At 36.8% G+C, this 26,389-nt stretch carries 26 protein-coding genes; 24 read left to right on the top strand and 2 right to left on the bottom strand.

All coding sequences use genetic code 11. The features are described from left to right. The first annotated feature begins 43 nt into the window (after positions 1 to 43). The 5 genes from mutL (at position 44) to N1I80_RS15780 (ending at position 5,436) form a co-directional block, all read left to right on the top strand. Positions 44 to 1,864: a DNA mismatch repair endonuclease MutL gene (gene mutL, locus N1I80_RS15800; RefSeq protein WP_340738807.1), complete on the top strand. Its 1,821-nt coding sequence runs from the start codon at positions 44 to 46 to the stop codon at positions 1,862 to 1,864. Positions 1,865 to 1,888: 24 nt separating this feature from the next. Beyond that, the gene (locus N1I80_RS15795) at positions 1,889 to 2,803 is read left to right on the top strand and encodes an alpha/beta hydrolase (protein ID WP_340740065.1); all 915 of its coding nucleotides are present in this window, start codon (positions 1,889 to 1,891) and stop codon (positions 2,801 to 2,803) included. Further along, entirely contained in the window at positions 2,800 to 3,747 is a 948-nt protein-coding gene (miaA, locus tag N1I80_RS15790; protein ID WP_340738806.1) for a tRNA (adenosine(37)-N6)-dimethylallyltransferase MiaA, read from the top strand. Before N1I80_RS15795 ends, miaA begins: the two co-directional genes overlap by 4 nt. Positions 3,748 to 3,792: 45 nt before the next feature. After that, positions 3,793 to 4,017 (top strand): RNA chaperone Hfq, encoded by a 225-nt coding sequence (gene hfq / locus N1I80_RS15785; protein ID WP_340738805.1) that lies wholly within the window; start codon positions 3,793 to 3,795, stop codon positions 4,015 to 4,017. 153 nt (positions 4,018 to 4,170) lie between these two features. Beyond that, positions 4,171 to 5,436 carry a methionine gamma-lyase family protein gene (locus N1I80_RS15780; RefSeq protein WP_340738804.1) on the top strand — a complete coding sequence of 422 codons (1,266 nt, stop codon included), beginning with the start codon at positions 4,171 to 4,173 and terminating at the stop codon, positions 5,434 to 5,436. Positions 5,437 to 5,511: 75 nt separating this feature from the next. On the opposite strand, the gene lexA is transcribed toward N1I80_RS15780, so the two are convergent. Next, positions 5,512 to 6,132 (bottom strand): transcriptional repressor LexA, encoded by a 621-nt coding sequence (gene lexA, locus N1I80_RS15775; RefSeq protein WP_340738803.1) that lies wholly within the window; start codon positions 6,130 to 6,132, stop codon positions 5,512 to 5,514. Positions 6,133 to 6,337: 205 nt separating this feature from the next. On the opposite strand from lexA, the gene yneA reads away from it, so the two are divergent. From yneA to N1I80_RS15700, 15 genes are all read left to right on the top strand, one after another. Beyond that, positions 6,338 to 6,652 carry a cell division suppressor protein YneA gene (gene yneA / locus N1I80_RS15770; RefSeq protein ID WP_340738802.1) on the top strand — a complete coding sequence of 105 codons (315 nt, stop codon included), beginning with the start codon at positions 6,338 to 6,340 and terminating at the stop codon, positions 6,650 to 6,652. Continuing rightward, entirely contained in the window at positions 6,649 to 7,311 is a 663-nt protein-coding gene (locus N1I80_RS15765; RefSeq protein WP_340738801.1) for a YneB family resolvase-like protein, read from the top strand. Before yneA ends, N1I80_RS15765 begins: the two co-directional genes overlap by 4 nt. Positions 7,312 to 7,378: 67 nt before the next feature. Then, on the top strand, positions 7,379 to 7,612 hold the full coding sequence (locus N1I80_RS15760) for a DUF896 domain-containing protein (RefSeq protein ID WP_340738800.1): 234 nt from the start codon (positions 7,379 to 7,381) through the stop codon (positions 7,610 to 7,612). Between the two features lie 75 nt (positions 7,613 to 7,687). Further along, positions 7,688 to 9,694 (top strand): transketolase, encoded by a 2,007-nt coding sequence (gene tkt, locus N1I80_RS15755; RefSeq protein ID WP_340738799.1) that lies wholly within the window; start codon positions 7,688 to 7,690, stop codon positions 9,692 to 9,694. A gap of 163 nt (positions 9,695 to 9,857) precedes the next feature. Continuing rightward, entirely contained in the window at positions 9,858 to 10,307 is a 450-nt protein-coding gene (gene sirA, locus N1I80_RS15750; protein ID WP_340738798.1) for a sporulation inhibitor of replication protein SirA, read from the top strand. A 270-nt stretch (positions 10,308 to 10,577) separates the two neighbouring features. After that, the gene (locus N1I80_RS15745; protein ID WP_340738797.1) at positions 10,578 to 10,814 is read left to right on the top strand and encodes a YneF family protein; all 237 of its coding nucleotides are present in this window, start codon (positions 10,578 to 10,580) and stop codon (positions 10,812 to 10,814) included. 183 nt (positions 10,815 to 10,997) lie between these two features. Continuing rightward, on the top strand, positions 10,998 to 11,915 hold the full coding sequence (locus N1I80_RS15740; RefSeq protein ID WP_340738796.1) for a tyrosine-type recombinase/integrase: 918 nt from the start codon (positions 10,998 to 11,000) through the stop codon (positions 11,913 to 11,915). A gap of 100 nt (positions 11,916 to 12,015) precedes the next feature. Then, positions 12,016 to 12,198, top strand: a complete 183-nt coding sequence (locus N1I80_RS15735; RefSeq protein WP_340738795.1) for a hypothetical protein — start codon at positions 12,016 to 12,018, stop codon at positions 12,196 to 12,198. Between the two features lie 537 nt (positions 12,199 to 12,735). Continuing rightward, positions 12,736 to 13,182, top strand: a complete 447-nt coding sequence (locus N1I80_RS15730; protein ID WP_340738794.1) for a hypothetical protein — start codon at positions 12,736 to 12,738, stop codon at positions 13,180 to 13,182. Between the two features lie 321 nt (positions 13,183 to 13,503). Beyond that, positions 13,504 to 14,136: a hypothetical protein gene (locus tag N1I80_RS15725; RefSeq protein WP_340738793.1), complete on the top strand. Its 633-nt coding sequence runs from the start codon at positions 13,504 to 13,506 to the stop codon at positions 14,134 to 14,136. A gap of 71 nt (positions 14,137 to 14,207) precedes the next feature. After that, positions 14,208 to 18,278, top strand: a complete 4,071-nt coding sequence (locus N1I80_RS15720) for an exonuclease domain-containing protein (protein WP_340738792.1) — start codon at positions 14,208 to 14,210, stop codon at positions 18,276 to 18,278. A 217-nt stretch (positions 18,279 to 18,495) separates the two neighbouring features. Then, positions 18,496 to 18,831 (top strand): hypothetical protein, encoded by a 336-nt coding sequence (locus N1I80_RS15715; protein WP_340738791.1) that lies wholly within the window; start codon positions 18,496 to 18,498, stop codon positions 18,829 to 18,831. A 68-nt stretch (positions 18,832 to 18,899) separates the two neighbouring features. After that, entirely contained in the window at positions 18,900 to 19,118 is a 219-nt protein-coding gene (locus tag N1I80_RS15710) for a hypothetical protein (protein ID WP_340738790.1), read from the top strand. 158 nt (positions 19,119 to 19,276) lie between these two features. After that, positions 19,277 to 20,497: an S-layer homology domain-containing protein gene (locus N1I80_RS15705; protein WP_340738789.1), complete on the top strand. Its 1,221-nt coding sequence runs from the start codon at positions 19,277 to 19,279 to the stop codon at positions 20,495 to 20,497. Between the two features lie 37 nt (positions 20,498 to 20,534). Further along, positions 20,535 to 20,990, top strand: coding sequence for a hypothetical protein (locus N1I80_RS15700; protein WP_340738788.1), 456 nt, complete (start codon positions 20,535 to 20,537; stop codon positions 20,988 to 20,990). A gap of 154 nt (positions 20,991 to 21,144) precedes the next feature. On the opposite strand, the gene N1I80_RS15695 is transcribed toward N1I80_RS15700, so the two are convergent. After that, positions 21,145 to 21,777: a hypothetical protein gene (locus N1I80_RS15695; RefSeq protein WP_340738787.1), complete on the bottom strand. Its 633-nt coding sequence runs from the start codon at positions 21,775 to 21,777 to the stop codon at positions 21,145 to 21,147. 78 nt (positions 21,778 to 21,855) lie between these two features. Here N1I80_RS15695 and N1I80_RS15690 point away from each other — a divergent pair, with 78 nt between their 5' ends. The 4 genes from N1I80_RS15690 to N1I80_RS15675 all read left to right on the top strand — a co-directional run bounded on the left by N1I80_RS15690 (position 21,856) and on the right by N1I80_RS15675 (position 26,354). Then, entirely contained in the window at positions 21,856 to 22,845 is a 990-nt protein-coding gene (locus N1I80_RS15690; protein WP_340738786.1) for a hypothetical protein, read from the top strand. A gap of 82 nt (positions 22,846 to 22,927) precedes the next feature. Further along, positions 22,928 to 23,479, top strand: coding sequence for a hypothetical protein (locus N1I80_RS15685; protein WP_340738785.1), 552 nt, complete (start codon positions 22,928 to 22,930; stop codon positions 23,477 to 23,479). A gap of 38 nt (positions 23,480 to 23,517) precedes the next feature. Then, positions 23,518 to 24,384, top strand: a complete 867-nt coding sequence (locus tag N1I80_RS15680; RefSeq protein ID WP_340738784.1) for a DUF2971 domain-containing protein — start codon at positions 23,518 to 23,520, stop codon at positions 24,382 to 24,384. Positions 24,385 to 24,995: 611 nt separating this feature from the next. Beyond that, positions 24,996 to 26,354 (top strand): hypothetical protein, encoded by a 1,359-nt coding sequence (locus N1I80_RS15675; protein WP_340738783.1) that lies wholly within the window; start codon positions 24,996 to 24,998, stop codon positions 26,352 to 26,354. Positions 26,355 to 26,389: the final 35 nt, after the last annotated feature.

Below are 26,389 nucleotides of genomic sequence, written 5' to 3'. Positions count from 1 at the left end.
ACCTAATTACGCCAAGGCGTAATTGATAGAAAGGGTGAGAAGGATGGACATCATCAAAGTGATGGACGATACGTTATCGAATAAAATTGCCGCAGGTGAAGTCGTTGAACGTCCAGCCTCCATCGTCAAAGAACTTGTTGAAAATGCAATTGATGCAGACAGTACAGTCATTGAAATTGCACTGGAAGAGGCAGGTCTTACGTCAATCCGCGTGACGGATAATGGTAAAGGGATGACGCGTCTTGATGCTGTCCAAGCATTCGAGCGCCATGCCACGAGTAAAATTACGAATGAACACGATTTGTTTCGCATTCGGACACTCGGTTTTCGCGGAGAGGCACTTGCCAGTATTGCCTCTGTGTCCAAAATTAGCATGTGGACATCGGACGGGGAAACTTCGGGTACGGAAGTCCATATTGACGGTGGCCGTTTGACGAAGCATGACAATGCGGCCTTCCGCAAAGGAACGGATATGACAGTGTCTCAACTATTTTTCAATACACCTGCTCGTTTAAAATATATGAAGACGATTCAAACGGAGCTGGGCCATACGATTGACCTTGTCAATAGGCTTGCACTCAGTCATCCGAACATTGCCTTCAAACTGTCGCATCATAGCCAGATGCTGCTTCAGACTTCCGGCAGTGGTGACCAACGACGTGTGCTGTCAGATATATACGGCATAGCAGTTGCCAAGAAGATGGTGCCTTTCTCAGGCGCCAATGCCGATTACAGTGTGCACGGTTATGTTACGCTGCCTGAAATGACCCGTGCATCGAAAAACTATATGACGTTAATCGTCAATGGTAGATGGGTGAAAAGTAACGCGGTTAATCATACTGTGCAAGATGCATTTCACACGTATTTGCCAATCGGACGCTCACCAGTTGCCGTTATTAATGTCGAGGGCGATCCTTTTTTAACAGATGTCAACGTTCACCCTTCCAAACAGCATATTCGTATGAGTAAGGAAGGTGAGCTGCTGACGCTGATGAAAGACGCGATACGTGCAGCTATTAAGAAAAGTATTATCGTACCGGATGCAATCAAAAAAGAACCGGTCAAGAAAATCCAATCAGAGCAAGTGAATATATGGGAGTCATTCAATACTATCAAATCATCTCCAGTTCCTGAAAGACCAACTGTTAGCGAACCAGAACCTATCTATCAGCCTTATGAGCAGGTGGATGCTGAGGTCAGTGAACAGCCACCACAACCAGCCTGGACGGTCAATGAAGCGCCAATTGCTCCAGAAGAACTGTCGAGTGAACCGGAAAAAACTTTTCCATCACTTGTTCCAGTTGGCCAAGTACACGGGACGTATATTGTCGCGCAAAATGAAGATGGCTTTTTTATGATTGACCAACATGCTGCGCAAGAACGGATAAAATATGAATTTTTCAGAGATAAGTTGGCTGAGCCGGACAACGGGGAACGTCAGCTACTATTACTACCATTGATGTTTCATTATTCATCAAACGATAAGACGAAAATTGAGGAAAACAAGACATTGTTACAAGATGTCGGCATTTTCCTAGAGGAATTCGGTCCGTCCTCTTATGCAGTAAAAGAATATCCATCTTGGTTTCCAGAAGGACAAGAGACAGAGATTATCGAGGAACTGATTGAACAAGTGCTGGAAAAACGTAGGGTGGATATCGGTAAGCTACGTGAGGAAGCGGCGATTATGATGAGCTGTAAACGGTCCATCAAGGCCAATCATCATTTAACACTCGCGGATATGGAAAGGCTATTGCATGACTTAGCTGAATCCGAAAATCCTTTTACCTGTCCACATGGTCGACCCGTACTCATTCATTTTACGACATACGAAATCGAGAAGATGTTCAAACGCGTCATGTAAATAACAAAAGGATGGTGGATGGTGATGAAGGATTTGACAATGGACATGACAGATGGCTTTTTAGTCCATGCTTTTATCTTACAACCGGATGGTGAGCCAAAAGGACATATCCATTTGCTCCATGGCATGGCCGAACATATTGGTAGATACGAGGAGTTTGCACAGTATCTTGCAGGACAAGGCTATATCGTCTCGGGGCATGATCATCGGGGGCATGGCAAGACGGCTGAATTGAATGGTCAGTTAGGGCATTTTGCAGATGTGGGCGGCTTTGAGCGTGTTGTGCTAGATGTCTATGAGATTGTGACAGCTTTACGATTGCAGTATCCGGCGAAGCGCTTCATTTTATTTGGCCACAGTATGGGGTCGTTTGTAGCACGTAGATATGTCCAGTTACATGGTCAGCAAGTAGATCTCGCGGTCTTTTCTGGGACGGGGGGAGATCCGGGCCTCAGTCGCCTAGCAGGTCAGGCTGCGGCCTATTTACACGGCAAAAAAAATGGTTTTGATCAACCGGATCATTTTCTCAATAAGCTGCTGTTCGGTGAGTTTAATAAATCCGTACGTGATCCTAAAACACCATTCGACTGGCTAGCGAACAACCCCAAGGCTGTCGCACACTATCTTGCGGATCCAGCCTGTGGATTTGTGCCGACGACTCGCTTTTTTGCGGATTTGTTTGAAGGAGTGGGAAAAGTGCACGCTGCCGACGAAATTAATAATATCCCGAAAACTTTGCCAATATTACTATTTTCGGGGATTGAAGATCCAGTAGGTAATCATGGCAAAGGGGTTTGGAATGCGGCACAGCATTATGATCGCGCGGGCATGAAAGATGTGACAGTCCTATTATTTGAAGGGGGCAGACACGAAATGCTCAATGAAAACAACCGCCAACATGTGTTCAAAGCTGTGTCCAATTGGATAGAAAAGCGATGAATAGGATGCCGGAAGTAATTGCTATCGTTGGGCCGACAGCATCAGGAAAAACGGCTTTAAGCGTAGAGCTTGCTAAAGCCATTGGTGGGGAAGTCATTAATGGTGATGCGATGCAAGTGTATAGAGAGCTTGATATTGGTACTGCAAAAATTACTGTGGAAGAAATGGGCGGTGTGCCACATCATTTATTCGACGTGAAAGAGCCGAATGAATCTTTTTCTGTGGCGGAATATCAAACAGCTGTCCGTTACTGGATAAAGGATATTCAAGACCGTGGGAAGATGCCGATTATTGCAGGCGGAACGGGTTTATATGTGCAATCCGTGCTGTATGATTTCCGTTTCACAGAAGAGGCGGCGGATCTTGCGGTGAGGGAACGATTGGAGCAGGAATTGGCGGAGCAAGGTGCTGATGCACTCTATGCGAAACTATTGTCTGTCGATCCAGCGGGTGCTGAAAAGATCCATCCTAATAATCATCGCCGACTTGTACGCGCACTTGAAATTATTGAAGTGACAGGCAAAACTAAAGGTGACCACGAAGAGAATGCGGGACATGCACCACTTTATAATCATCTCTTGGTAGGTCTTGAGATGGACCGTGATGTGCTATATGAACGAATTGATAGACGGGTCGACATCATGATGGACAAAGGTTTGTTAGAGGAAGCCCAAATGCTATGGGACGCAGGGATTCGACATATGCAGTCGGTTCAAGCAATTGGCTATAAAGAACTTCATCAAACGATTGAAGACAAGCTGTTGCTAGATGAGGCTGTTGAATTGATTAAGAAAAATACACGTAATTATGCGAAAAGGCAAATGACTTACTTCCGCAATAAGTTGGAAGTGAACTGGTTTGACGCAGGGGTGGGGACCGCGGAAATTGTTAAGGGAATTTTGACAATTATGAAGGATTTTGAGTATGGAAAGCGAATAAGATAAAGGGAGCAGGAGAAATATAAGCACACCAACAGGAGGATTCTGCGTATGGCACAGGGGAATATGCAAGAAACATTTTTAAACTCGTTACGAAAGAATAATACATTTGTAACGGTATTTTTACTCAATGGATTTCAATTGAAAGGACTTATTAAATCGTATGATAATTATACTGTCTTACTTGAAACAGACGGAAAGCAGCAATTGATTTACAAACATGCGATTTCTACTTATGTCCCAGCGAAACCGGTTATTTTGAAAGACGAAGAGTGACAATGAAAAGCGGAACAGGAGTTTTTCCTCGTTCCGCTTTTCTTATGAATGGGTTTTTCATAATAGCATTCTACCAGATATCCAATGACTAGTCCTTTAGCGGATGGACTGCTATTATAATGGGGTGACTATTTTAAGGAATGAGGAATTACAATGATGTTGAATGAACAGGATGAGTTGCTGCTAGAAAAAGCGGAGGCGATAGAAGACAAGCTAGCTCCGTTTTTTAAAGATGTAGAAAAAATAGCGTTTTACAATCAACGGAAAGTGCTTGCAGCCTTCCGTAAAAATATGGTGAGTGATTTTCATCTAACAGGCTCGACAGGCTATGGTTACGATGATAGTGGTCGTGATGTGTTAGAGCAAGTTTACGCTGATGTTTTCGGAGCGGAAGACTGCCTCGTGCGCAATCAAATTATTTCTGGTACGCATGCCATTTCCATCAGTCTTTTCGGTATCCTTCGCCCTGGTGATGAACTGCTATATATTACAGGGAAGCCGTATGATACGCTAGAATCTATCGTATCTGGTAAAGGGAAAGACACAGGCTCGTTACAAGATTATGGCATTACCTATAAGCATATTGATTTGAATGAAGACGGTTCAGTTAATTTTGATGAAGTGGTAAAAAATATGCATAGTAAAACGAAGATGATTGGGATTCAGCGATCGAAGGGCTATTCAGATCGCCCATCTTTCTTAGTGGATGAGATTGGTGAAATGGTTTGCAAAGTGAAGGCTATAAATCCTGATGTTATTGTTTTCGTCGATAATTGCTACGGGGAATTTGTTGAGGTTAAAGAGCCGATGGAAGTAGGAGCCGACTTAATGGCAGGCTCACTGATTAAGAACCCGGGCGGTGGGCTTGTACGAACAGGTGGCTATATTGCAGGTCGTGCCAATCTTGTTGAACAATGTGCGTACCGTATGACGTCACCAGGACTTGGAGCGGAAGCTGGGGCATCGTTGGATACGTTACTTGAGATGTACCAAGGATTTTTCCTCGCGCCGCATGTCGTCAGCCAGGCGGTAAAGGGAGCACTATTTACAGCGGCCCTGCTTGAAGATTTCGGACTCACGACGTCGCCTCATTATACGGAAAAAAGAACAGACTTAATCCAATCGGTATCCTTTGAAAATGCGGACCAAATGATTGCCTTCTGTCGAACAATCCAAGCCAATTCGCCTATCAATGCGCACTATGCACCGGAACCATCGTATATGCCGGGTTACACGGATGATGTCATTATGGCTGCAGGGACCTTCATTCAAGGCTCCAGCATTGAGTTAACAGCAGATGGCCCGATCAGACCGCCATATACTGCGTATGTGCAAGGTGGACTTACGTATGAGCACGTGAAGACAGCGGTGCTGTCCTCTATCGAGAAGTTAATGGAAGATGGGTTAATCAAGCCATAGAAGCTGGATCATTCATCCATCAACAAAAAAAAGCTGTTCCCCATTCAAAGGGAACAGCTTTTTGCATGATTAGATTTAGTGAATTAAGCGATACACACCGACAACTTTACCTAAAATTGAAACATTGTCAACGATGATGGGATCCATTGATGAGTTTTCAGGTTGAAGTCGGAAATAATTTTTCTCCTTGAAGAAACGTTTCACTGTTGCCTCATCATCTTCTGTCATAGCGACAACAATTTCTCCATTGTTCGCCGTTTGTTGTTGCTTAACAACGACATGGTCGCCGTTTAGAATTCCGGCTTCAACCATACTATTGCCGACAATTTCAAGCATGAAGAGCTTGTCCTCAGTTGTCCCAAATGATTCTGGTAAAGGGAAGTACTCCTCGATATTTTCAATCGCTGTAATCGGTAGGCCTGCCGTTACTTTACCGACTAGGGGAACGTTGATAACACCTGGTTTCATCGCTTCCAATCCTTCTGGGTCGAGCACTTCGATAGCTCTTGGCTTCGTTGGATCTCGTCTAATGAAACCTTTGCTTTCTAATCGTGCGAGATGGCCGTGAACGGTCGAGCTTGATGCTAAACCAACAGCTTCGCCAATTTCTCTCACGGATGGCGGATATCCCTTTTTCTTAACTTCTTCTTTAATAAAAGATAAAATGTCTTCTTGTCTCTTCGAAATTTTTTTCATTCCATTCACCTCTCAACTAGTATTCTACTATCCTCTGAAGCTTGTAAAGCCATTCACGGACAGTCGGGTTATTTCAATAAGTTAAGTATATCAGTCCTAGGAACAAATGGCAAACACAGGTTCTAAAAAAACTGTTGACATTCGTTTTTTTATTTTCTATACTAAGAACAAGTATTCCGAACAAACATTCTGGAGGGGGATTATCATGACTTTTATTAAAAATAACAGCTATATTTTACTGCTAATTGTTTTATGTATGGGATTTTCAATTATAGGTGTCACTAAATCTGGAAAAGAGCAAAATCTAACGGAAATTACAATCATGGAAGGCGATACACTTTGGGGTCTAGCACTTCATCATGCAGAAAATATGCCTAAAGAGCAATGGATGAAAGAAGTGATGAGACTGAATGAACTTGCAACTGTTACAATAAAAACAGGAGAGGATTTGCTTTTGCCTACAGCACGAACAATGGAAGACAGTCAAAATATAACGCAACTTGCAGGTGATAATCGGTGAATGGACGTAAGAAAAATTGTGTGATTTATTGTCGAGTAAGTACAGAAAAAGATGTACAGGAAATGTCGCTTGTTCGGCAGGAAGAAGAGCTTATCGAATTGGCCGCAGAACTGGCCCTAGACCCTATAGAAGTATTCAAGGATAAGCATAGTGGTTTTGACATTGATCGTGAGGGCTTGCTAAGTTTACTTGATTTCATCCGCGATGAAGAAGTCGATGCAGTTTTAATTCAAGATGAGACGAGACTTGGGCGTGGCAATGCGCGGATGGCTGTGTTGCATTTACTGGCGAAAACAAACACAGCTATTTATTCGCGGAATGATCATGGTCCGATTGCACTGAACGAAATGGATACGATGTTGCTTGAAATTTTAGCGATTGTCGAGGAATACCAACGTAAACTACATAATGCTAAAATTCGGCGTGGTATGAAACGAGCAGTACGGGAAGGCTACCGCCCTGAACGGAACTTGAAAAATAGAGGGAATGCAGAAGGGCGCGAACGAATTGAAGTGCCTATCGACGAAATCGTTGCACTTCGTGAAAAAGGTTTGACGTATGAAGAAATCACTGGTGTATTAAATGGGCTTGGACATGATATTAGTAAAGCGACTGTCCATCGTCGCTATAAGGAATATGAACAGGAGCAGGAAGGCTGATTGGTTGCACTTTCTGCCCATTTTGTATACGTTCTATGTATTCACGAAACAAAATGGAGGAAAACACATGCTTTCAGCAGCTAAAATTAAACGTATCAATGAACTTTCGAAAAAGTCGAAAACAACAGGCCTCACACTTGAAGAAGCGAAGGAACAAACGCTACTTCGTAAAGAATACCTTGAAACCTTTAGGTCGTCGATGCGCGGTACAATCGAACACGTTAAAGTGATTGATCCAGATGGCAATGATGTGACACCAGACAAGGTGAAACAAGCTCGCAATGCTAAATATTTAAACTGACCTTTGCATTCATTGTGCAAATTGTCTAAACTAGGAGTTGTAGAAAAAATAGATTTACGGGAAAGGAAGTATATTATGACTCAACAGATTGATCAGTTAGCTATTAATACAATCCGTACACTATCCATCGATGCGATTGAAAAAGCAAATTCGGGGCATCCAGGATTACCGATGGGCGCAGCGCCAATGGCTTACACACTTTGGACAAAACATATGCACCATAACCCTTCAAATCCGCAGTGGTTTAACCGCGATCGGTTTATCCTCTCTGCTGGGCATGGTTCAGCGCTTCTATATAGCCTGCTTCACCTTGGCGGCTATGGTCTACCAATGGAAGAGCTTAAAAACTTCAGACAATGGGGCTCATTGACGCCTGGTCACCCTGAATACCGCCATACAGTCGGTGTTGAAGCAACTACAGGACCACTAGGCCAAGGAATTGGAATGGCAGTCGGTGTGGCGATGGCAGAAAAACATCTTGCTGCTACATACAATAAACCTAGCTTTGATGTTGTCGACCATTATACGTATGCACTTTGTGGAGATGGCGATTTAATGGAAGGTGTTGCAGCAGAGGCTATTTCTCTTGCAGGACACTTACAATTAGATAAATTGATTGTCCTTTACGACAGTAATGATATTTCACTTGATGGCGATCTTGACATGTCATTCTCTGAAAATACACGTAAGCGTTTTGAATCATACGGTTGGAATTATATCCGCGTAGCTGACGGCAATGATGTCGCTGAGGTTTCACAAGCGATTGAAGCGGCAAAAGGTAACACAGGTGGTCCAACAATTATCGAAGTGAAAACAGTGATTGGTTATGGTTCACCGAACAGAGCTGGAAAATCAGACGCACATGGTATGCCGCTTGGCTCGGAAGAAGCGAAACTAACAAAAGAAAACTACAAATGGACATTTGAGGAAGATTTCCATGTACCAGAAGGTGTCTATGAGACATTCCAACAAGCAGCTGAAACACTTGGTGCTCAAAAAGAACAACAATGGACAGAACTATTTACACAATATGAAGCAGAACACGCAGAGCTTGCGCAGCAGTTGAAAGATGCAATTGACCGTAAACTACCAGCCGACTTTGAAAAATCATTGCCGACGTATGAATCAGGTACATCACATGCATCGCGTTCTGCATCTGGTGATGCTATCAATGCAATTGCAAAAATGCTGCCATCATTCTTTGGAGGAAGCGCAGACCTTGCTGGTTCTAATAAGACAACAATTAATGGAGCGGGCGATTTCCTTCCAACGGATTACTCTGGCCGCAATATTTGGTTTGGTGTACGTGAATTTGCTATGGGTACAGCGCTAAACGGTATGGCTCTTCACGGTGGCTTACATGTATTCGGTGGTACGTTCTTCGTATTCAGTGACTATGTGCGCCCGGCAATCCGACTGTCAGCACTTATGGGTGTTCCTGTCACATACGTATTCACACATGACAGTGTAGCTGTTGGAGAAGATGGTCCGACACATGAGCCAGTTGAGCAGTTAGCTTCTCTTCGTGCGATGCCAGGTCTATCAGTGATTCGCCCAGCGGATGCGAACGAAACAGCAGCTGCATGGAATATTGCTGTATCATCAGAAAGTACACCAACTGCACTTGTTCTATCACGTCAAAACTTGCCGACACTAGCGAAATCAGCTGAACTGGCAATGGAAGGCGTTAAAAAAGGTGCCTACACAGTTTCGCCTGCCACGAAAGAACAAGCGGATGCAATTTTGATTGCATCGGGTTCTGAAGTAGGATTAGCTGTTGCTGCACAAGCGAAATTAGCGGCAGACGGTATCGATGTATCTGTTGTCTCTATGCCTTCTTGGGACCTATTCGAGAAACAAGACGAAGCTTACAAACAGAGCGTTCTACCAAAAGCAGTGAAAAAACGCCTAGGTATCGAAATGGCTGTATCATTCGGCTGGCATAAATATGTTGGTGACGAAGGTGCTATCATTGCTATCGATACATTCGGTGCAAGTGCGCCTGGCGACACAGTTATTAAAGAATTCGGCTTTACTGAGGAAAATGTTGTTGCGAAAGTAAAATCGTTATTTAATAACTAATTATCAAACGTTTCATTAGCCATAAAATTATAGGCTAATGAAACGTTTTTTTTTGGCATTTTAACTTATCTATCTTTTCCGACAATAATAGTGTTGTTCTATTCCGCAATGTGACAGTCTTTTCATTCCAAAGGATGTACCTTAGTAATAGGGGGTGGCGAACTTGCGATCATACGGAATTTATAAGGTGAAAGAGATGTACCAGCCATTCGTCATTGGACGTGAACGGCTATTATATGACCTCTTGAAAGAAGACGGACAGCAAAGAGATTGTATGCGAGAAGTGGATTATTTATGTGATAGGCTCGAAGAAGAATTAATAAATGAAGCGATTATGGCAAACCTCGGAAAAGGATTTACATCCATTGAATGCCACGATGGGGAATATAAGCTGACGCATCCTGTAAAGGGATCTATCTTGATTTCGCGTTCATCGTATTCACTGAATGTGTATTGCGATGGCTCGCGTATGCTGGACCTTGATTTGTTCGTTGCCTTATCTGGGTCGGACGACCGTTTCTTTGCTGTGATGGATGGGCGAGGGGAGTGGGGATGGCTAAAGCCAGTCAAGTATACCGATTCTCGCATGAGAGAAGAGAATATATTTTTATGAACTAAAATAGAGATGTGCAACAGGGATCTGCTATCGTTTAGCAGGTCTCTTTTGCATGGCTATCGTCATTTTTTCTGGATTCCGAGTTTTCAATTCATTTCGATGTATTTTTTTGACGTAAATTCAAAGTCTGTGGTATTTCTGTTGTTTGGTCACTATGTCAGGAAAGGAATATTTTAAGTAGGACCATTGCCATTCACTACCGCTATGCTGTATAATCCATCATGGTGGAGTACACTCGAATGATGAAAGCGAAGGAGGTAATAGCGGATGAATTTGACATTAGGAATTATTTTAATCATCGTCGCGCTAGCAGCAGGTGTGGCCCTTGGATTTTTCATTGCACGTCAATATATGATGAAATATTTGAAAGATAACCCGCCGATTAATGAAGATATGTTACGCATGATGATGATGCAAATGGGACAAAAACCATCACAGAAGAAAATTAATCAAATGATGACGCAAATGAACAAAGCTAGTGAGAAAAGCACGAAGAAGAAATAAGCCTTATCATTGACTTTGTAAGCATTTGATTGAGTTTGTGAATGTTTTTGAAGGGGAAGCAGTAGTGAAATGTAGTGACAGGGTTAAACCTTCTCATGAATTTTTTTCTACGTTTGCTTTATCCGTCTACTATTAGAATGATTAACCACTTTACCATTAGAAATTTAATGGAGGAGTGGTTTTTTGTTGTTATTGGATGATTTATTAGAAGAATATTTGTATCATTGTTTAGCAAAAGGCTTTACAAAAAAGACAATGATAAACAAGCGTCAAGAATTTAATCAATTGAAAAAGTTTTTAATTGTGAAACGTGGCATTACAGAAATTGAAAGCGTTACAGTTCATGATTTACGGGCGTATTTAAGGGCAAAGAAAAATGATGGGTTACAGCCACAAAGTATAGTCTCGATGTCTAAAATCATTTCAGCGTTTTTTAACTGGTGTGTAGTGGAAGAGTATCTTACAGAAAGCCCAATGTCTAAGGTTGAAATTCCTAAAGTCCCAAGAAAAGTTATAAGAGGGCTTGAACCCGATGAAGTTGTAGAAATGATTGATTGCTTTTCTTATAAAAACTACATTGAGTGCAGAAATAAAGCGGTTATTGCGATGCTTGCTGATACTGGATTGCGCGCAATGGAAATAAGAACTTTATTATCAGAGAATGTCAAAGAGACAACAATTCTTGTTAATGGAAAAGGAAATAAAGAAAGAATCGTTTTCATTTCACCTACATTGAAGAAGATACTAATCAAATATGAGCGTATGAAGGAAAAATATCTGAAAGACAAGATAGTAAAATCGGATAGTTACTTTTTAACTTATCAACATAGAGAGCTTTCTCATGTGACGGTCTGGAAAATAGTCAAAGAAGCAGGGGAAAGAACGGGGATTAAAGATGTTCATCCGCATATGTTTAGGCATTTTTATAGTGTTCAAACACTCAACAGCGGAAACATAGATGTCTATTCCTTATCACGCCTTTTGGGACATTCTGATGTTTCAACTACGCAAAGGTACTTGCAATCAATGACACACGCACAATTAGAGGATAAGGCAATCTTGGCTAGTCCATTAACTAACATTGGAAGGACAAGAAAATGAATGGTTGCTACAATGCACCGTTTTAGCTTGTAATATCAAGGGGTAAAGCGTTTTACAAGCCATATCACATGAGCATCTATTGAGAAAAGGGGAAAGAAACATGGATTTACTATTACAGCGTATCGAGGAATTGACACCAGAACAGCACAGCGTTTTCACGTATCGGATTGGAATGGACGTGCTTCAACAGTTTGAGGATAAGGCAGAGTCATATACAGCCAAAGACTTTGAGGGGACGGCGAACTTTCTGATTAGGCTAGTAACTACTGGAAAAGTAAAATAACAAGCAATGACAAATATAGGAGCTGAAAATCATGCGACAGTCTTTACAGAACCTAGAAGAAGAATTAGATATGTTTCCTGATACTCTTATGATTACAGTACAACGCAAAGACTTACAAAAGGTATTTCACAAGCTAAGGTGGCAAGCGGAGGAATGGAGCAATCAATCATGCTTAGGTTACGTGATTAAAGGGGTTAGAACAAGCAGGGCTTGCAGAGGAGGACGTGGAGCATCTTGTAAGGTGTATTAGGCGTACGTTCGATGATACTTCACTCAAGCAGGCACAAGACATCTATTGTCAATCAAGGTATTGAGAAATTGATTGGACACGCTACTTAATCAGGGATAGCGTGTTTTTATTTTTTTTGGCGAGATACAAAGAACTGTAAATAATCGTTTCTATTAATTAGAAATTAGTCATCCTTAAAATTAAAGTATTATTAATTCAATTTGTTATCCTTATTTTAAATTACGTTGTTTAATTATTCTCTACGGTATATAATTATAGTAGGTAATTAAATGAACGGAGGTTTTAGTATGATATGGAAAGACAACAATAAGGACAATACTAGAAGGAACAGCGACACAAATAAGTACAAGTTTATCAAATTATCGCAGCAGGATTATAAAGGAAATAAACTTTTAAGAATATATACATCGAAGTTCTTAAAGAGTTATTTAGATGAGAAGGAATTAAGCTTCTTTAAATTCGGTATTGATAAAAAGGGTAGTGAGCCAAAGCTATACATTTTGTTTAGTCAAGAAGAAGACGGTTTTTATGCGTTGAGAAATGCAAAAAATGAACATAAAGTAAATGTCAGTGCGAATCGAATCGTTGCCGATTTAAAGGAGGACGGTATCGTATTACCGCTTGAACGCCTTAGATTAGAAGAAGCGACAGAAGAGAAAAAGGTGAAATTCGGATTGAAGGCAGAATCATATTTATTCGAGGTTCTCATCCCTTCAGCAACTACTAAAGATTGATGGGCAGTAATTACACATAAGTAAAGTCATGCGAACATAACCGCATGGCTTTTGTATTTGCTTTTTTGTTTCAATATCACAATATGCTAATTAATCGCTGGTTACAAAAGTTACATCTTTTAAGGAGCTGTTTGCTATATGAAAATCTTTCTTAGAAATAAATACGATTTGTATAACAACTTTTAAATAGTGTAAATTCTGTAACTTTGATAGGTTTAAGTTCTATTTTTAAATATTAATTTCAATTGTACAAAATTTAGTGGATGCAGTAGTGCCTCTTGTATTACTATATAAGTATAAGAGGTAAGAAAGGATGGTCTTATGATTAGTTTAGAAGGATTGAAGAATTTAAAAAATAGAAAAGAGAAAATATTGAAGGATGGTGTTTATAACTTTTTCATAGAAAATGTCAATTATCAATCTGATAGGATAGATAAAAACAACAATCAATATGAAATGTGGAAATTTGAACTACGACTAACAGATAGAAACTTTAAATTGATAAAAAATGTATTAGTATACGATAATGATGGCGTAAATGATATGGGTAAGGAACAATTAGAGGCTTTAATCGCGTTGCTTGATATTGACTTTGATAATTTATCGGTAAAGGAGTCTGAATTAAAAGACTTCCTAACAGAGAGGTTAAAGGACTTAGAGGTAGTAAGCACCGTCTATACAAAGAATGGTAGAAGTGAAGTAGCTTGGTTATATAGCCTAGAAGAAAGGGAATACGTATTAGAAAAATTCCAAAGAAGAAATGCGGAAATGAAGAAACCTGATGATGAAGTAACAAAAATAGAGAAAGTTGATGAGCCATCACCAAATGAAGCACATCAAATTTTAGAAAATCGTCAAGAAAATGAAGTAAAAGTAGAAGAGGAGAAACGCATACAATCCAATGTAAATGCAACAGATGATATTAATTATACTGATTTTATCAAGTTTGATTAAATATGTTCATGCGAGTGGAGAGTATGTGCTTCACTCGTTTTATTTTTCGGAAAATCAAGGAGGATGAAAAGATGGAGAAATATTATAAAGAAAAAAATATAGATGAATTAGTCCAAGTGAATGAGTTTGTGAGCGTTAAAGGAAAAATGATAGGCGATTTAACGGTCAAAACATGGAAAAATGGCGAGGGTGAGAACATAATTTTTGTCTTGAATGACGGTGTTCGTAACTTAAAATGTATTATTTTCGCGAATTATAGGGACTATCGTAAAGAGAGCCTAGACATGATTAAAAGTTATTTTGTTAAAGGTCATTTTTATGCGTTAAAAGGTGAAATGAGCCTAGACGTTACATTCACTAATTTTAATGTAACAAGTTGCGGTATAGGCAACACCAACGCTCCTACAATGCAATTAAAAATAGATGCATATGAAGATATTACTGGAAAAGTTGGGAGTAGATTAGATACCGATGAAATAGGACGAGTAGAATTTAAAGTAATTAGCCAATATTCTACAATGCAAAGTATTACCAAAGAGGCAGCAGCAATAGAACTAACCAATAGATTTAATTATCGGGGGCTAGGCTTTGTAGAAAAAGGAACGGTGAGAGGGTTTCCTTTGATTGAGCAGCAGTTTAATCAATATAAAAGGGTTATGGTGGACAAATATAAGAACAATCCTAGTGAAGCAAATCGAAGGAATGTAGAGAATATCGAAAGTATGAAGCTATTTTACGGTGTCGATTTTTTAATCAGCCAAAATAGATACCTGCATTATTTAGTAAACGATGAGAAATTGCATGAGAAAAACAGTGAGATTATCGGTGAGAACTTTTTGAGAAATACTAAATATCTAGTATTTGATATAGAAACGACAGGTATTTTACCATTTGTTCATGAAATTATTGAAATAGGAGCAGTAGTGGTTGAGAACGGTGAAGTTGTAAAGGAATTTAACAAATTGATTAAGCCAAAAAATCAAATCAGCCAAAGAATCAGTAACCTCACAAATATCACCAATAAAATGGTAGGGCAATGTGAGGACGAAGAAACGGCATTAAAACAGTTTTATGATTTTATTAGTGATGATGAGTATGTGCTGGTCGGGCATAACGCTAGAGATTTCGATTTAAATTTTATTAATGTGAGAAGCAGAATGCATAAACTTGATGAAAAGTTGAATGATTTTCTATTAATTGACACCATGTATTTAAGTAAATATGTTGAGGAAGAAGTATTGCATAAGCAAAGTAAGCGTAAAAATTATAGCTTGAAGGGTATGTTGAAAAAATATGGTATTAAAATTGAAAATCATCATAGAGCTATTTCCGATAGCTTGTCTACGTTTAAATTATTTAATAAGTTGCTAGAGGAAATGTCAGTTAATCATAAAAAATTGGTGGAATGTAATGAGCCATTAAAAAGCCAGCTAGATACGAGGTTTCCGCAAATGGTCACACTCTATGCGTTAAATAGGGAAGGTATGACATTCCTTAATCAGTTAAGTAGTAAGGTAAATACCGATACAGAGAATCGAGTGTTAAGCTGGGCCGATGTGAATGTTAAAGGCGACAGAGAGAATATTTTGGTCGTGAGTAATGGCTTTTATTGTAAGGATATATTTGAGAATCTATTGAATGGAAAATTTACCGAAAGTGTTTTAGACCATTATGATGTGATTGGTTTCAACAGTCCTTATAGCAATCACTACTATGAAGATGTACCAGTAGAAACGTTAAAGCAATTAATGAAAATTGTTGATAATGTATGCCAAAAGAAAAATAAAACGGTTATCAGCTTAGGAGAGGTCTTGTGTCTTCATAAGTACGAAGAAAAATATATAGATATGCTGTGGTTTGATAATCGGGCAAAGGTGTTTTTGGATAAAAATCTAACAATTATCCGCCAATACTTCGATAATAAAATTCAAAATGGACTACCATTCAGCGATATGGAGAAAGAATTGTATAGCAAGTTTATTCAAGGTGAGTTGAAAGGTGATGATTTGTTAAACATCAACATTGAAGGCTTAAAACTCAAAGTAGAGGGAGGGAGATTCCATCCATATATTCAAAATAAGGAGCTACCTAGAAATAATGTCTATTATAAAACCACTAAAGAATTGCTACTTGAATTTGATTTTTTAGGCGAGGAAAGAAGTAGGGAAATTGTTTCAACAAATACCATTCAGCTTTTAAATAGGTTCTCGTCTTTCGAGGTAGTGCCTACACACCCGTTAGTCAAGCCAAGAATGCTAGAGGGCAATGAGAAGGAAAAAATGCAACAGGTGATAGATAGAAGGCTGGTAGAGTTATACGGCGCAAATGTCCATGAAGCCGTACAGGAAAGATTGGCATTGGAGCTAGAGATGGTCTTTAAAGGTGGCTACGAGGTCGTTTTTTACGGTAGTCACTTATTAGTAGAGGAAAGTAAAAGAAAAGGTTATTTGGTAGGTAGTCGGGGCAGTGTAGGCAGCATGTTATTAGCTTATGTATTAGGCATAAGCGAGGTCAATCCATTACCGCCGCATTATCAATGTGAAACGTGTAGGGAAGTTGAATTTTGCGAAGCTAAAACGGTTCTATGCGGTTTAGATTTACCCGTCATACAATGCGCTTGTGGTGGCTTATTAAAGGGGAATGGCTTTGACATACATTGGAGTAGCTTTATGGGTTATAACGGCGAGAAGACGCCTGACGTTGATTTAAACTTCAGTAGTGAGGTTCAAAAGCATATCATTGATTATATTACGGGGCTGTTTGGTGAAGGTAACATCGTTCGGGCTGGAACGATTAGTAAGCTTGCGGAAGGTAAAAGTAAAAAAATCATTTGGGAATACCACAAAGCTAAAGGAAATATTGCTGTTGAAACTTTAATGAATAGATACGAGAACGATGCCAGTTATTTTTATGAATTGGACGAGGAAGGCAATTTACATCCAACCGATTATATTCATTTTGATGAAGATAACCGAAACGTTCTCTATATAGAGAAATTAAAACAAGGGGATAATGACGAGCAATTAGTAGAAATATTGACGTTTGATTTTGATAGCTTGGTTTTTCAAGAAACTTTGGATTTTCTAAATGGTGTAGCTTTTAGTAGCGGTCAGCATCCAGGAGGGATGTTAGTCATTCCATCCGAGCTAGATGTCAATTATTATAGTGGCATTACCAATAGTAAAGATGGCTATGATGCTGAAAATATCACATTGCAATCCGAGTATAAACCGTTTGAAGATGCGATATTGAAATTTGATATTTTAAGCCAAGATGATAGCACAAGGTTGTATTACTTAGAAAAAGAAACGGGTGTAAGTGTAGCTACAATAAATATGTATGATGCTAATGTTATTCAGGAATTTGCGTTAGGACATACGGAAATGATTAGTGAATTTAACACAAGATATTCCACCAACGTAACAATGCAAGTCCAGCCACGGAATTTTAGTGACTTGATAGCTATTAGTGGTTTAACACACGGAGAGGGCTTATGGGACGATAATGCCGAGGTGCTACTAAAAGAGGGTAAGGCGATTAGTGAGCTGATTACAAGCCGAGAAAACTTTAAAAAGCTGTTAATGCACTATGGTATTGAAGAATCGTTGAGTAACAGAATAGTAGAGTTTATTCGGAAGGGAAAATTGCATAGTGAGAAAAATAAAGCTACAAATCTAATCGAATGGCAATCATACGAACAAGTTTTACATGAATATCAAGTTGAGAGATGGCTTATCGAGAGTATGAAAAAGGTTAAATACTTGTACCCTCTAGCTCATGCTGCTGCTTATGTAATTAATGCATATAGATTAGCTTGGTACAAAAAATATTATCCGATTGCATTTGCTAAGGTCATGATTAATTTATCGTTAGCTGATAAAAAGGTTGAGAAAACCATCTTTTTAATGGATAGCGAGCAAATTGATGGCTTGATTCGCAAGTATGAAAATCCGAGAACGTATTACACACTTCCTACTAAAATAAAAGGAAGTGCGGCAGAGATGTATTTAATGCGCTGGTTGTTCGATAACCGTATCGAGCTATTAAAAGCAGACTTGGACAAGTCTGATACGGAAAAAGCTGTTATTGAAGATGGGAAGATACGTTTACCATTAAAGCTGATGCCGAGTAAAAATAAGTGAAGTCAAAAGTATATATACTAGCAACCACTGATGTAATTGTCAGTGGTTTTTTATTTATTTAAAATAAAATTCGTTTTGTACAAAAATCAGTAGACGACATTAACACTCTCGTTATATATTAAGTGCAAGAAGTATTAAAACTTATTTTAAATTAAATCATCATATTATATTTAAAGTGATAGATTTTGATATTTTTAAAAAAGAGAGGATGATATATTTGCATAAAGAATATTTAAGAGATGAAGTTTTAGAAATTTTAGTGGAAAAAGAGGTCATGTTGGGTTTGCGTTATCAAGTAGGTAAATTAGGAGAGTATGTATACTTTTTGAAAATTGACGATGTAGTTGAAATAAAAAAAGTTAATTTTTCTGCCCCCCGATATGAGGTTTTGAAAAGAAATTGCTGGGGTGAAATGGAAATAGATGAATTAATATGTTCATTTGAGATTAATATGAATTATTCTGATAATGAAGATAGGTTTTATGATGCTAAGGATTATAATTTTGAGAAATTAATTTTTGATAAAAATGGTGTAATTATTGGTTTTATATGAGGCGCTTTTGGAGTGCCTCATATATTTTAGAAAATAATAAATGAAGAGATAAAAGGGAGATTGATAAAATGTTAGCTTTAGTAGAATTAGGAAAAAGAATTACAGAAATGATTGAAAGTGGAGATATGACGAAAAGAGAGGATTTGATTGAACAGCTTCTTAAAGTTGATGAAGAATTTGGGATTAGAGATATTATGCTTACTGAAAATGGAATTGAATTTATGTTAGGTAAAGAAGAATTTAATGAATTCGATGAAGATGAATTTGATTTATTCGATTTAATGTAATGAGGATAGATAGGCGAGTTGTAGCACTTTTTAAGTGTTTCGACTCGTCTATTTTTTTCTAAAGATTCATTCCATTCTTATTGTGAGAATGGTACAATATTAATATAAATATCCCAGCTTTTACTAATATACTATTATTTTATTTGGAGGAATTGAGAATGAAAAACAAAGTGAAATTAGGTATGTGTAGCGCGGTATTAATCGGTAGTTTAGTGTCTGGTACTTCTTTCGTAGCAGAAGCCTCCACCAACGATTTCAATACTAAAGTAGCCCAACAAGTGGTAGGGCAATTTAAAGATGTAAATAAATCGAATTATGCGTATGATGCGATAAATTGGGCTAAGAGTGAAGGTATTATTGACGGGTATCAGGATGGAACATTCAAGCCAAGTGGAACAATTACAGAAGCTCAATTCGCTAAAATGTTAGCGGAATTTTTAAAACTTAAAGATGATAAAGGTGATTTAATTAAAGCTACGCCAGCGGCTCATTGGAGTGATACTTATTACGATGCACTCGCTACTTATGGAGTCCCGATGAACGGTTATTTTGATAATGGTCTAAGAAATAAACCTGTAAAACGTGGTGTAATCGCTCAAGCAATTGGTCATGTCACAGGTAGTTCTAATACGTTAACTGCTTCGATTGATTATATGTTAGGAGAAGGTATTACAAGTGGACAAAATCCACAATATGCAGGTAAAGATTTATTAAAATACTTTGGTTCTCAAAATAATTTAACACGTGGTCAAGTAGCGGCATTTTTATATCGTATGCATAATGCTGATATTGACGAAGCTTCTGGAATTTCAATTGCCGTACGTAATAACAGCGAGGGATTAACTTTAGTAGGTCAAGCGAATAAAGGAATGAATAAGTTAGACAATAGTTTACGTATTGGTAAATTAGGAAGTGAAAAACCTGGAAATGGTGGTGGAATAACTGTTAAACCACCAGTAAATCCACCAGTAGTAACTCCTCCTGCAGGAGATTTCAGTGGTGCAAAATTACCAGTAAGTGATAGTGCTAAAGCGAAGGACGTAAACGTAAACGAGTTAAACAAAGTAGTATCCCATTTATCTAGTGGAACTATCGACCAATTCAAGAAAAATGGTTATGAAATAAAGCACGCAAGCCCTGGTATGATTTTTACTAACGATTTTGCAATAACTGTTACTAGTTCAAGTGACATTAATACTAAGTACATATTTTCATATGACAAAGGAGTTCCTCTAAGTTTTATAAAATCAGTAGTAAAAGATTTAAGTGGTATAACTCTAACTGATGCGGATTTATCCTCAAAAGGGGAAGTGATTAAAGGTAAAGTATATATCATGTACGATTCAAATGGTGGACGTACTATAAATATTAGAAGATAAAGTAACATAAAAGTTTTAACCGAAAGGAGGAACCTCAATGGATAAAAAGAGATTAGTCATTTTAATATCTTCTGTAGTGGCTTTATTGTTAGTAGCTGGTTTATTCTTATTCCTATTTTTTAATAAGGATACTGCTAATCCAGTTGAAAAGCCGAATGAAGAAGATATTGTACAAGAAGAAGATTTAGAAAAAATTAAAGAAATTGATTTTGAAGATAGTATGGCTACAAACCAAATAAACGCTGATTCTGAAATTATTGAAGATGAAGAACGTAAGAAGATTATAGAGGAACAAAAAAGGTTAGACGAAGAAGCTAAAAAGTTAGAGGAAGAAAATAAAGTTACTGTAACTGAAACCGATAAAAGTATAATTAAGAATTACGGTGACATCAAAGTAACACGAACTGGAGGAACTGTAGGTAACGATTTAGCCGAAGTAGATAAACTACGGAAAGAAAGTGGAGGAGTTTCCATTGATAAGGATTTAAGATAGCGAAGGGGTTAGAAGAAAAGGTTGACAATAAAAGGCTATTAGAGAAGTTGTTTGAAATAATGAATAAAATAGGGATTGATGGTGTAAAATAAATTAATTTGGTAATATGCATACTAAAGTAACTTATAGAAAATATTTCAGTATGCATATGTCTCTATATCTTCTCGATTAGTTCTGAAATGTTCTTTATTAGTGATTCTTCATCAGCAGTTATATGTAAATCCACATACACTGATTGATGTGAATGTAGATGACTTTCCCAACCATCTAACATAGAAATATAGACAGAACGGATAAAATCATCACTTATATTTTTATTTCCCACATATCGATTATTAGCTGCGAAAGTTTCATGGCGCACCGCATAAAATGCATCTTTAACTATACGGAATTTTATTAATAATAATTTACCGTTTTCATCTATAACTAGTGAATTATTATATGAATCATTACCATGTAGTAACAATTCCTTTACATCGTTAAAACTAAATAACTTTTCAGTTGGTTTTTCAACTCTATGGGAAACAATTTCTAAACTAACAATTCCTGAACCTGCTGAATTTGCACTTAACTTACCTTCTACAATATTACCTAAAAAGTTTTTGTATTTAATTGTTTTATGAGATTCAGCGTAACTTTCAGCATATTTTTGAGCGTCAAGATAATTTGAGAAAATCATATCATCTTCATATAAGGTAGTAGAACGGTCATCAATCTTTTTAAATTCATTATTATTTTTCAGCCTATGTTTGTCTGATATAAATCCAAAGTCAATTGTGAAACGCATATTTAATTGAACACCTCGCTAAATATTGTATAATGCCAGTGTAACATGTTTTAACATTTTTAGGAAGGTGGATATTTTTTGAAACCAAAACAAAAAACTTCATTGTATAAGGTTTGGGAAGACTTCGGATTAAAAAATAATATTTATCACCCAGATGAAATTTGTTCATTTTTAGAAAAGGCTATCGAAGCTACAAATGGGCATTTAAATGTTGATTTTTATGGAGGAGGCTATGCGGACGAATTATGTGCAATTAAGCGTATAGGCAATTTCTTTTATTTATACTGGAAAGATTTCGAGGGTTATTTTTCGAGAGTTGATGAATTAACTGAATTTGAAATAATGGAGTATCAAATATTTGGAGGAAATACTTATATTTACCAATTTATGAATATAAATAATTTAGAAATCCTTGAGTATAAGGGAGAGATTTATATTGTAGTAAGGTGTAATTACACTACAAAAAAAGAATTATATTCAAACCTTGTTAATACTTTTAAGGTTTCTAAAGAAAATATAATTGAAATTGAAAGTGGTCATTATATTGAATTTTTATTTAAAGATTCCAATGGATATAATCATAGTTGTCAACTTATACCATTTCCGATTAATTCGATAATGATTCAAGAAAAAAATAATCCTTTAGATGAAAGTCTATCTAAAAGGATAATGGATATGGTTTTAATTAACGAATTCAAAGAATTATATAATGCTTGGTTAAGAGAATTACGTTCTTTAGAGGATTATATCAATAGTCGCCAACTAAAAAATTTAGGTAGCGAAGTTAGATTAGAATCTGAAAGGTTACTGAAATATTATATCCTGTATAAACATTACGAGATGGATTATAAGGAATTCGAGAAGATTTCAAGCGTAATATTATCAAAATATAGTCATTTAACATTAGGTGACTTAAAAAAGAAAATATCAACAATAGATATTCCAAATAATTTCATCGTAATTCTAAACACATTAGCACATGATAGTGGTAAACCACCAATGAAAAAAGACCTCAATTTTGTCCTTGAAAATTTCAGAAATATTTTAGATGAAAATTTTAAAATCTAACGCATATGAAAAATTCTTGTATTTTATCAGAGGAAAACATCTCCTTTTGTCGAATTTAGTAGATAGAAGGAGGGGATGAATTATGACCGATATGCAAAAAGCAATTGATGCTATAACAAAGTTTTTAAATGATGTTGATAAAAGAACAATGCTAGTAAGAGGTTATGATAACGAAGCTAAGTTAAGAGTAACACTTTCTTGTTTAAATCAAGTATTTAACAAAGGGATTATTAGAACTGGTTCTATGTCTGATATGCCCCACCATGTTAACGGAGCATTCAATAAAAATTTGCTACCTAATTCAATTAAATCAACAGCTATTTATAAATTAGGGAAAATGAGTGTAAACTTTAGCAGTTATGCGACTCACACACAAAATAATCCCAAAGGAAATGAAGATACTTTTAGTTTGTTTTATCCAGTGGAATCGGTACTTAAAAATTCAAAAAGATACATGAAATTTTTGGATGAAATAAAACGTACACAATCTAGGAAAATCATACTGGTTACTACCAATGAATGGGGTATAGAGGACTGGGATATTGAAAATCATGTAGATGAAAACTTCTTCTATAGTGTTGAGAATGATAATCCTCAAATAATGAGAAACTTAAGGAATAATGGGGCGATATAAAGCTTGTTTTTAATAATCTTTAGCAGAGGAGATATTTTATGGACTGGACTGAAGATTACTACAATGAGAATGACGTTGATATTTCAATAAAAACTTTAATGGACTTTGCTAAATCTAAACGTCCGAATAAGCTATATAAATATCAACCGATTAATGATAAAACATGTGAAACCTTATTAGAACAGCAAATTTGGTTGAGTAAAAGATGTCTGTTAAATGACCCTTTTGAAAGTAGTCCACTTAATCATGAAGAAAAGAATGTGTATGATATTTTATCAGGGTATTCTGATTCATTGGAAGGGTTTGTTTCAGAATCTATTCTGAAAGAGTTTAGTATGCATGATAAAGAAATAGCTCAAATGGTAAATGAGTTCTATAAACATGCCGTAATAGGCAGTTTCTCTACAACGAACAACAATTATGTATTGTGGGGAAATTATGCAGAAAAAAATAGCGGAATTTGTGTAGAGTATGATTTAAAAACAAGTCATATGTTTGAAGACGACCAAGAAAGTAAAATTAATCCTTTAAATTTTCTTTTTCCAGTAGAGTATAAAATCACTAGAAGTGATATTAGTGATATGATTAAAGCTGCTTCATTGAACCACAGTGGTTCTGAAAAAACAAGAGTGGCTGAATTGATTTCATTATTAGAGAAACATCCAGATTGGGGATATGAGAATGAATGGCGGATAATACTTCCTTCAAATATCCATAATGAACTAGGTGAACATGGTATAAAAATATCCTTTATGAAACCAAGTGCAATATATTTAGGCTTAAATTTTAAGGAAGAATACTTACAACAAATAAAATATTATGCGGAAAGACAAAAAATTCATTTATATCAGTCAAAAATAAACAATTCAAAAGATATATCATTGAAGTTTGAAAAAATAAATTGAATTTGTTGGTAGAGATATTTATTATCAGCATAGTTTAGTGGAAATCTATACAATAGTCATGTTATTAAAAATGGGAGATGAACGGCATATTAAAAAATATCATAACAATTCAATATTGCTCAATAAATGCTACCCACGTGGAGTAGCGTTTTTTTATTGCGAAATTTTATATGAAGTAGGTCATATATAGAGAAAATGGGTTACGTTTCTAAATCTGAAAGTTACATTTTTGATTACGCTGGTTACACCTGTTTTATTTGAAATATTAATTGTATAATGTACATTTAATTTCTAAAAAATTTGGAAAACGTTGATATATCAGCGTTTATAACGCTTTATATTCTTTAAAAGTCTACTTAATATTACTGACAATAGATTATAAATATATAGAGGTTACAAAAGTTACACTATCTCAAGGTAGTATAGATAATGAATTATTATCTATATAAATATAATTAATAATATAAATCAGCAGTGTAATATGAGTAACTTTTGTAACTCTAGTAGTGTAAATAATTATTAATTATAACTGTGTAAAGTTCCGTAGACGATGCCTAGTTGTTTATCTTATAATTAAGTTACAAGAATTGAAATGAAGGTGATTGGATTAAATGATAGATAATATTATTGCATTTTTGGAGTATTTATATCCTAGTGATTATAATTATGAAGGTAAAATACTGTTGTTCAATATCGATACAAAAGCTAGTGAATTCATTGAAGTAGCTGATAAAGATAGCGTGGTTAATCGTATCGAGGCGGAAGCAGCTAAAGGCAATACGATTCAAATAAATCTAGCTTTGCAACTTGAAAAGGAAGCCAAAATAGAGAAGGTACAAGAAAGTAAGAGCAAGCATGAAATAATAGAAGCATTGTATAAAAAATATATCAATCGTAGTTATGGCAATGGCAATAAAGCGGAGCAAGAAAAATCGAAGCGTTTGTTGCGTAGTATTGAGCAAAAGGAAAGAGAGCTAGGTATCAATTTAAATAGAAAGAAAGCCGAGTTACAAAGAGATTTGGTCAGTTTTGATACGATGCAACAGCAGTTGAATGAGTATAGCCATAATGATATACACGGCTATTTTAAGGCAGATATAGCAGCACTTACTCAAAGTATTCTAAGTAGGGTACGGGGCAAGGTTAGTACCGTTAGTGAGGTATTTGGACTATGGCTCGATATTGATGTTGAGGTAGAGGGGCATCACAATGAGCAGCACAATAGATACTTCAGCAGCTTCCAGCAAGCTACTGATTTTATGATGGCTTTACCTATTAAGCCTAGCATGATTGTTAATAGTGGTGGCGGTCTACATGCGTACTACAAATTTAATGAAGTATTGCGGCTTGAAACAATTGAGGAACGTAAGGAAATCAATTTGATTTATAGGTTATTTAGCGAGTACGTCAATCAGGAGGCTAACAAGGTAGGGAAGAAAATTGATAAGTCCAATGTTTTAAAAATGATGCGTGTGCCGTTCACGTTGAATCTTAAAAATATAGAAAACCCAAAGCGAGTTACGATTGAATATCTTGATGAGGAAAATAGATTAGTGTACGAAGATGTGAAAACTTTTTTGAAAGATAGTATAGAAAAATATCAGCGTAAACTAGCGAAGCAATCGCAACAGAAACGCTACCCTTCTAATAATAAGGCTGATGGAAACTTGATTTATGAACGTTGTAACTGGGTAAGGCATCATGCCGACAACCAAAATGAATGTGAATATGAAGACTGGAATTTGTTACTGATGTTATGTGCCAATTTAACAAACGGCTTTGAAAAGGCTCATGAATGGAGCAAGGACTATTATAAATACAACCCAAGTGAAGTGACAGGAAAGTTCGAGGAGCTGGCTGAAAAAGGCTTCAAACCGTTCTTATGCGATAAAGTAAATAATAGCGGTCTATGTATAGGATGCCCTTTACTTCATGCTGGGAAATCTCCTATCAGCTTAGGTTATAAGTGAACTTTATTGAAGTAGATGTACATTTTTGTACATCT

The organism is Sporosarcina sp. FSL K6-3457 (assembly GCF_038007285.1).
In the GTDB taxonomy this organism is placed as follows: domain Bacteria; phylum Bacillota; class Bacilli; order Bacillales_A; family Planococcaceae; genus Sporosarcina.
The sequence above is the reverse complement of the archived record's forward strand: the minus strand, read 5'-3'. Positions and strand labels throughout refer to the sequence as shown.

What these genes read in the sequence shown, in the direction of transcription:
- mutL (WP_340738807.1), top strand. Translation starts at nt 44, where the DNA reads ATGGACATCATCAAAGTGATGGACGATACGTTATCGAATAAAATTGCC.
- N1I80_RS15795 (WP_340740065.1), top strand. Translation starts at nt 1,889, where the DNA reads ATGAAGGATTTGACAATGGACATGACAGATGGCTTTTTAGTCCATGCT.
- miaA (WP_340738806.1), top strand. Translation starts at nt 2,800, where the DNA reads ATGAATAGGATGCCGGAAGTAATTGCTATCGTTGGGCCGACAGCATCA.
- hfq (WP_340738805.1), top strand. Translation starts at nt 3,793, where the DNA reads ATGGCACAGGGGAATATGCAAGAAACATTTTTAAACTCGTTACGAAAG.
- N1I80_RS15780 (WP_340738804.1), top strand. Translation starts at nt 4,171, where the DNA reads ATGATGTTGAATGAACAGGATGAGTTGCTGCTAGAAAAAGCGGAGGCG.
- lexA (WP_340738803.1), bottom strand. Translation starts at nt 6,132, where the DNA reads ATGAAAAAAATTTCGAAGAGACAAGAAGACATTTTATCTTTTATTAAA.
- yneA (WP_340738802.1), top strand. Translation starts at nt 6,338, where the DNA reads ATGACTTTTATTAAAAATAACAGCTATATTTTACTGCTAATTGTTTTA.
- N1I80_RS15760 (WP_340738800.1), top strand. Translation starts at nt 7,379, where the DNA reads ATGCTTTCAGCAGCTAAAATTAAACGTATCAATGAACTTTCGAAAAAG.
- tkt (WP_340738799.1), top strand. Translation starts at nt 7,688, where the DNA reads ATGACTCAACAGATTGATCAGTTAGCTATTAATACAATCCGTACACTA.
- N1I80_RS15745 (WP_340738797.1), top strand. Translation starts at nt 10,578, where the DNA reads ATGAATTTGACATTAGGAATTATTTTAATCATCGTCGCGCTAGCAGCA.
- N1I80_RS15735 (WP_340738795.1), top strand. Translation starts at nt 12,016, where the DNA reads ATGGATTTACTATTACAGCGTATCGAGGAATTGACACCAGAACAGCAC.
- N1I80_RS15730 (WP_340738794.1), top strand. Translation starts at nt 12,736, where the DNA reads ATGATATGGAAAGACAACAATAAGGACAATACTAGAAGGAACAGCGAC.
- N1I80_RS15725 (WP_340738793.1), top strand. Translation starts at nt 13,504, where the DNA reads ATGATTAGTTTAGAAGGATTGAAGAATTTAAAAAATAGAAAAGAGAAA.
- N1I80_RS15720 (WP_340738792.1), top strand. Translation starts at nt 14,208, where the DNA reads ATGGAGAAATATTATAAAGAAAAAAATATAGATGAATTAGTCCAAGTG.
- N1I80_RS15710 (WP_340738790.1), top strand. Translation starts at nt 18,900, where the DNA reads ATGTTAGCTTTAGTAGAATTAGGAAAAAGAATTACAGAAATGATTGAA.
- N1I80_RS15705 (WP_340738789.1), top strand. Translation starts at nt 19,277, where the DNA reads ATGAAAAACAAAGTGAAATTAGGTATGTGTAGCGCGGTATTAATCGGT.
- N1I80_RS15700 (WP_340738788.1), top strand. Translation starts at nt 20,535, where the DNA reads ATGGATAAAAAGAGATTAGTCATTTTAATATCTTCTGTAGTGGCTTTA.
- N1I80_RS15695 (WP_340738787.1), bottom strand. Translation starts at nt 21,777, where the DNA reads ATGCGTTTCACAATTGACTTTGGATTTATATCAGACAAACATAGGCTG.
- N1I80_RS15685 (WP_340738785.1), top strand. Translation starts at nt 22,928, where the DNA reads ATGACCGATATGCAAAAAGCAATTGATGCTATAACAAAGTTTTTAAAT.
- N1I80_RS15680 (WP_340738784.1), top strand. Translation starts at nt 23,518, where the DNA reads ATGGACTGGACTGAAGATTACTACAATGAGAATGACGTTGATATTTCA.
- N1I80_RS15675 (WP_340738783.1), top strand. Translation starts at nt 24,996, where the DNA reads ATGATAGATAATATTATTGCATTTTTGGAGTATTTATATCCTAGTGAT.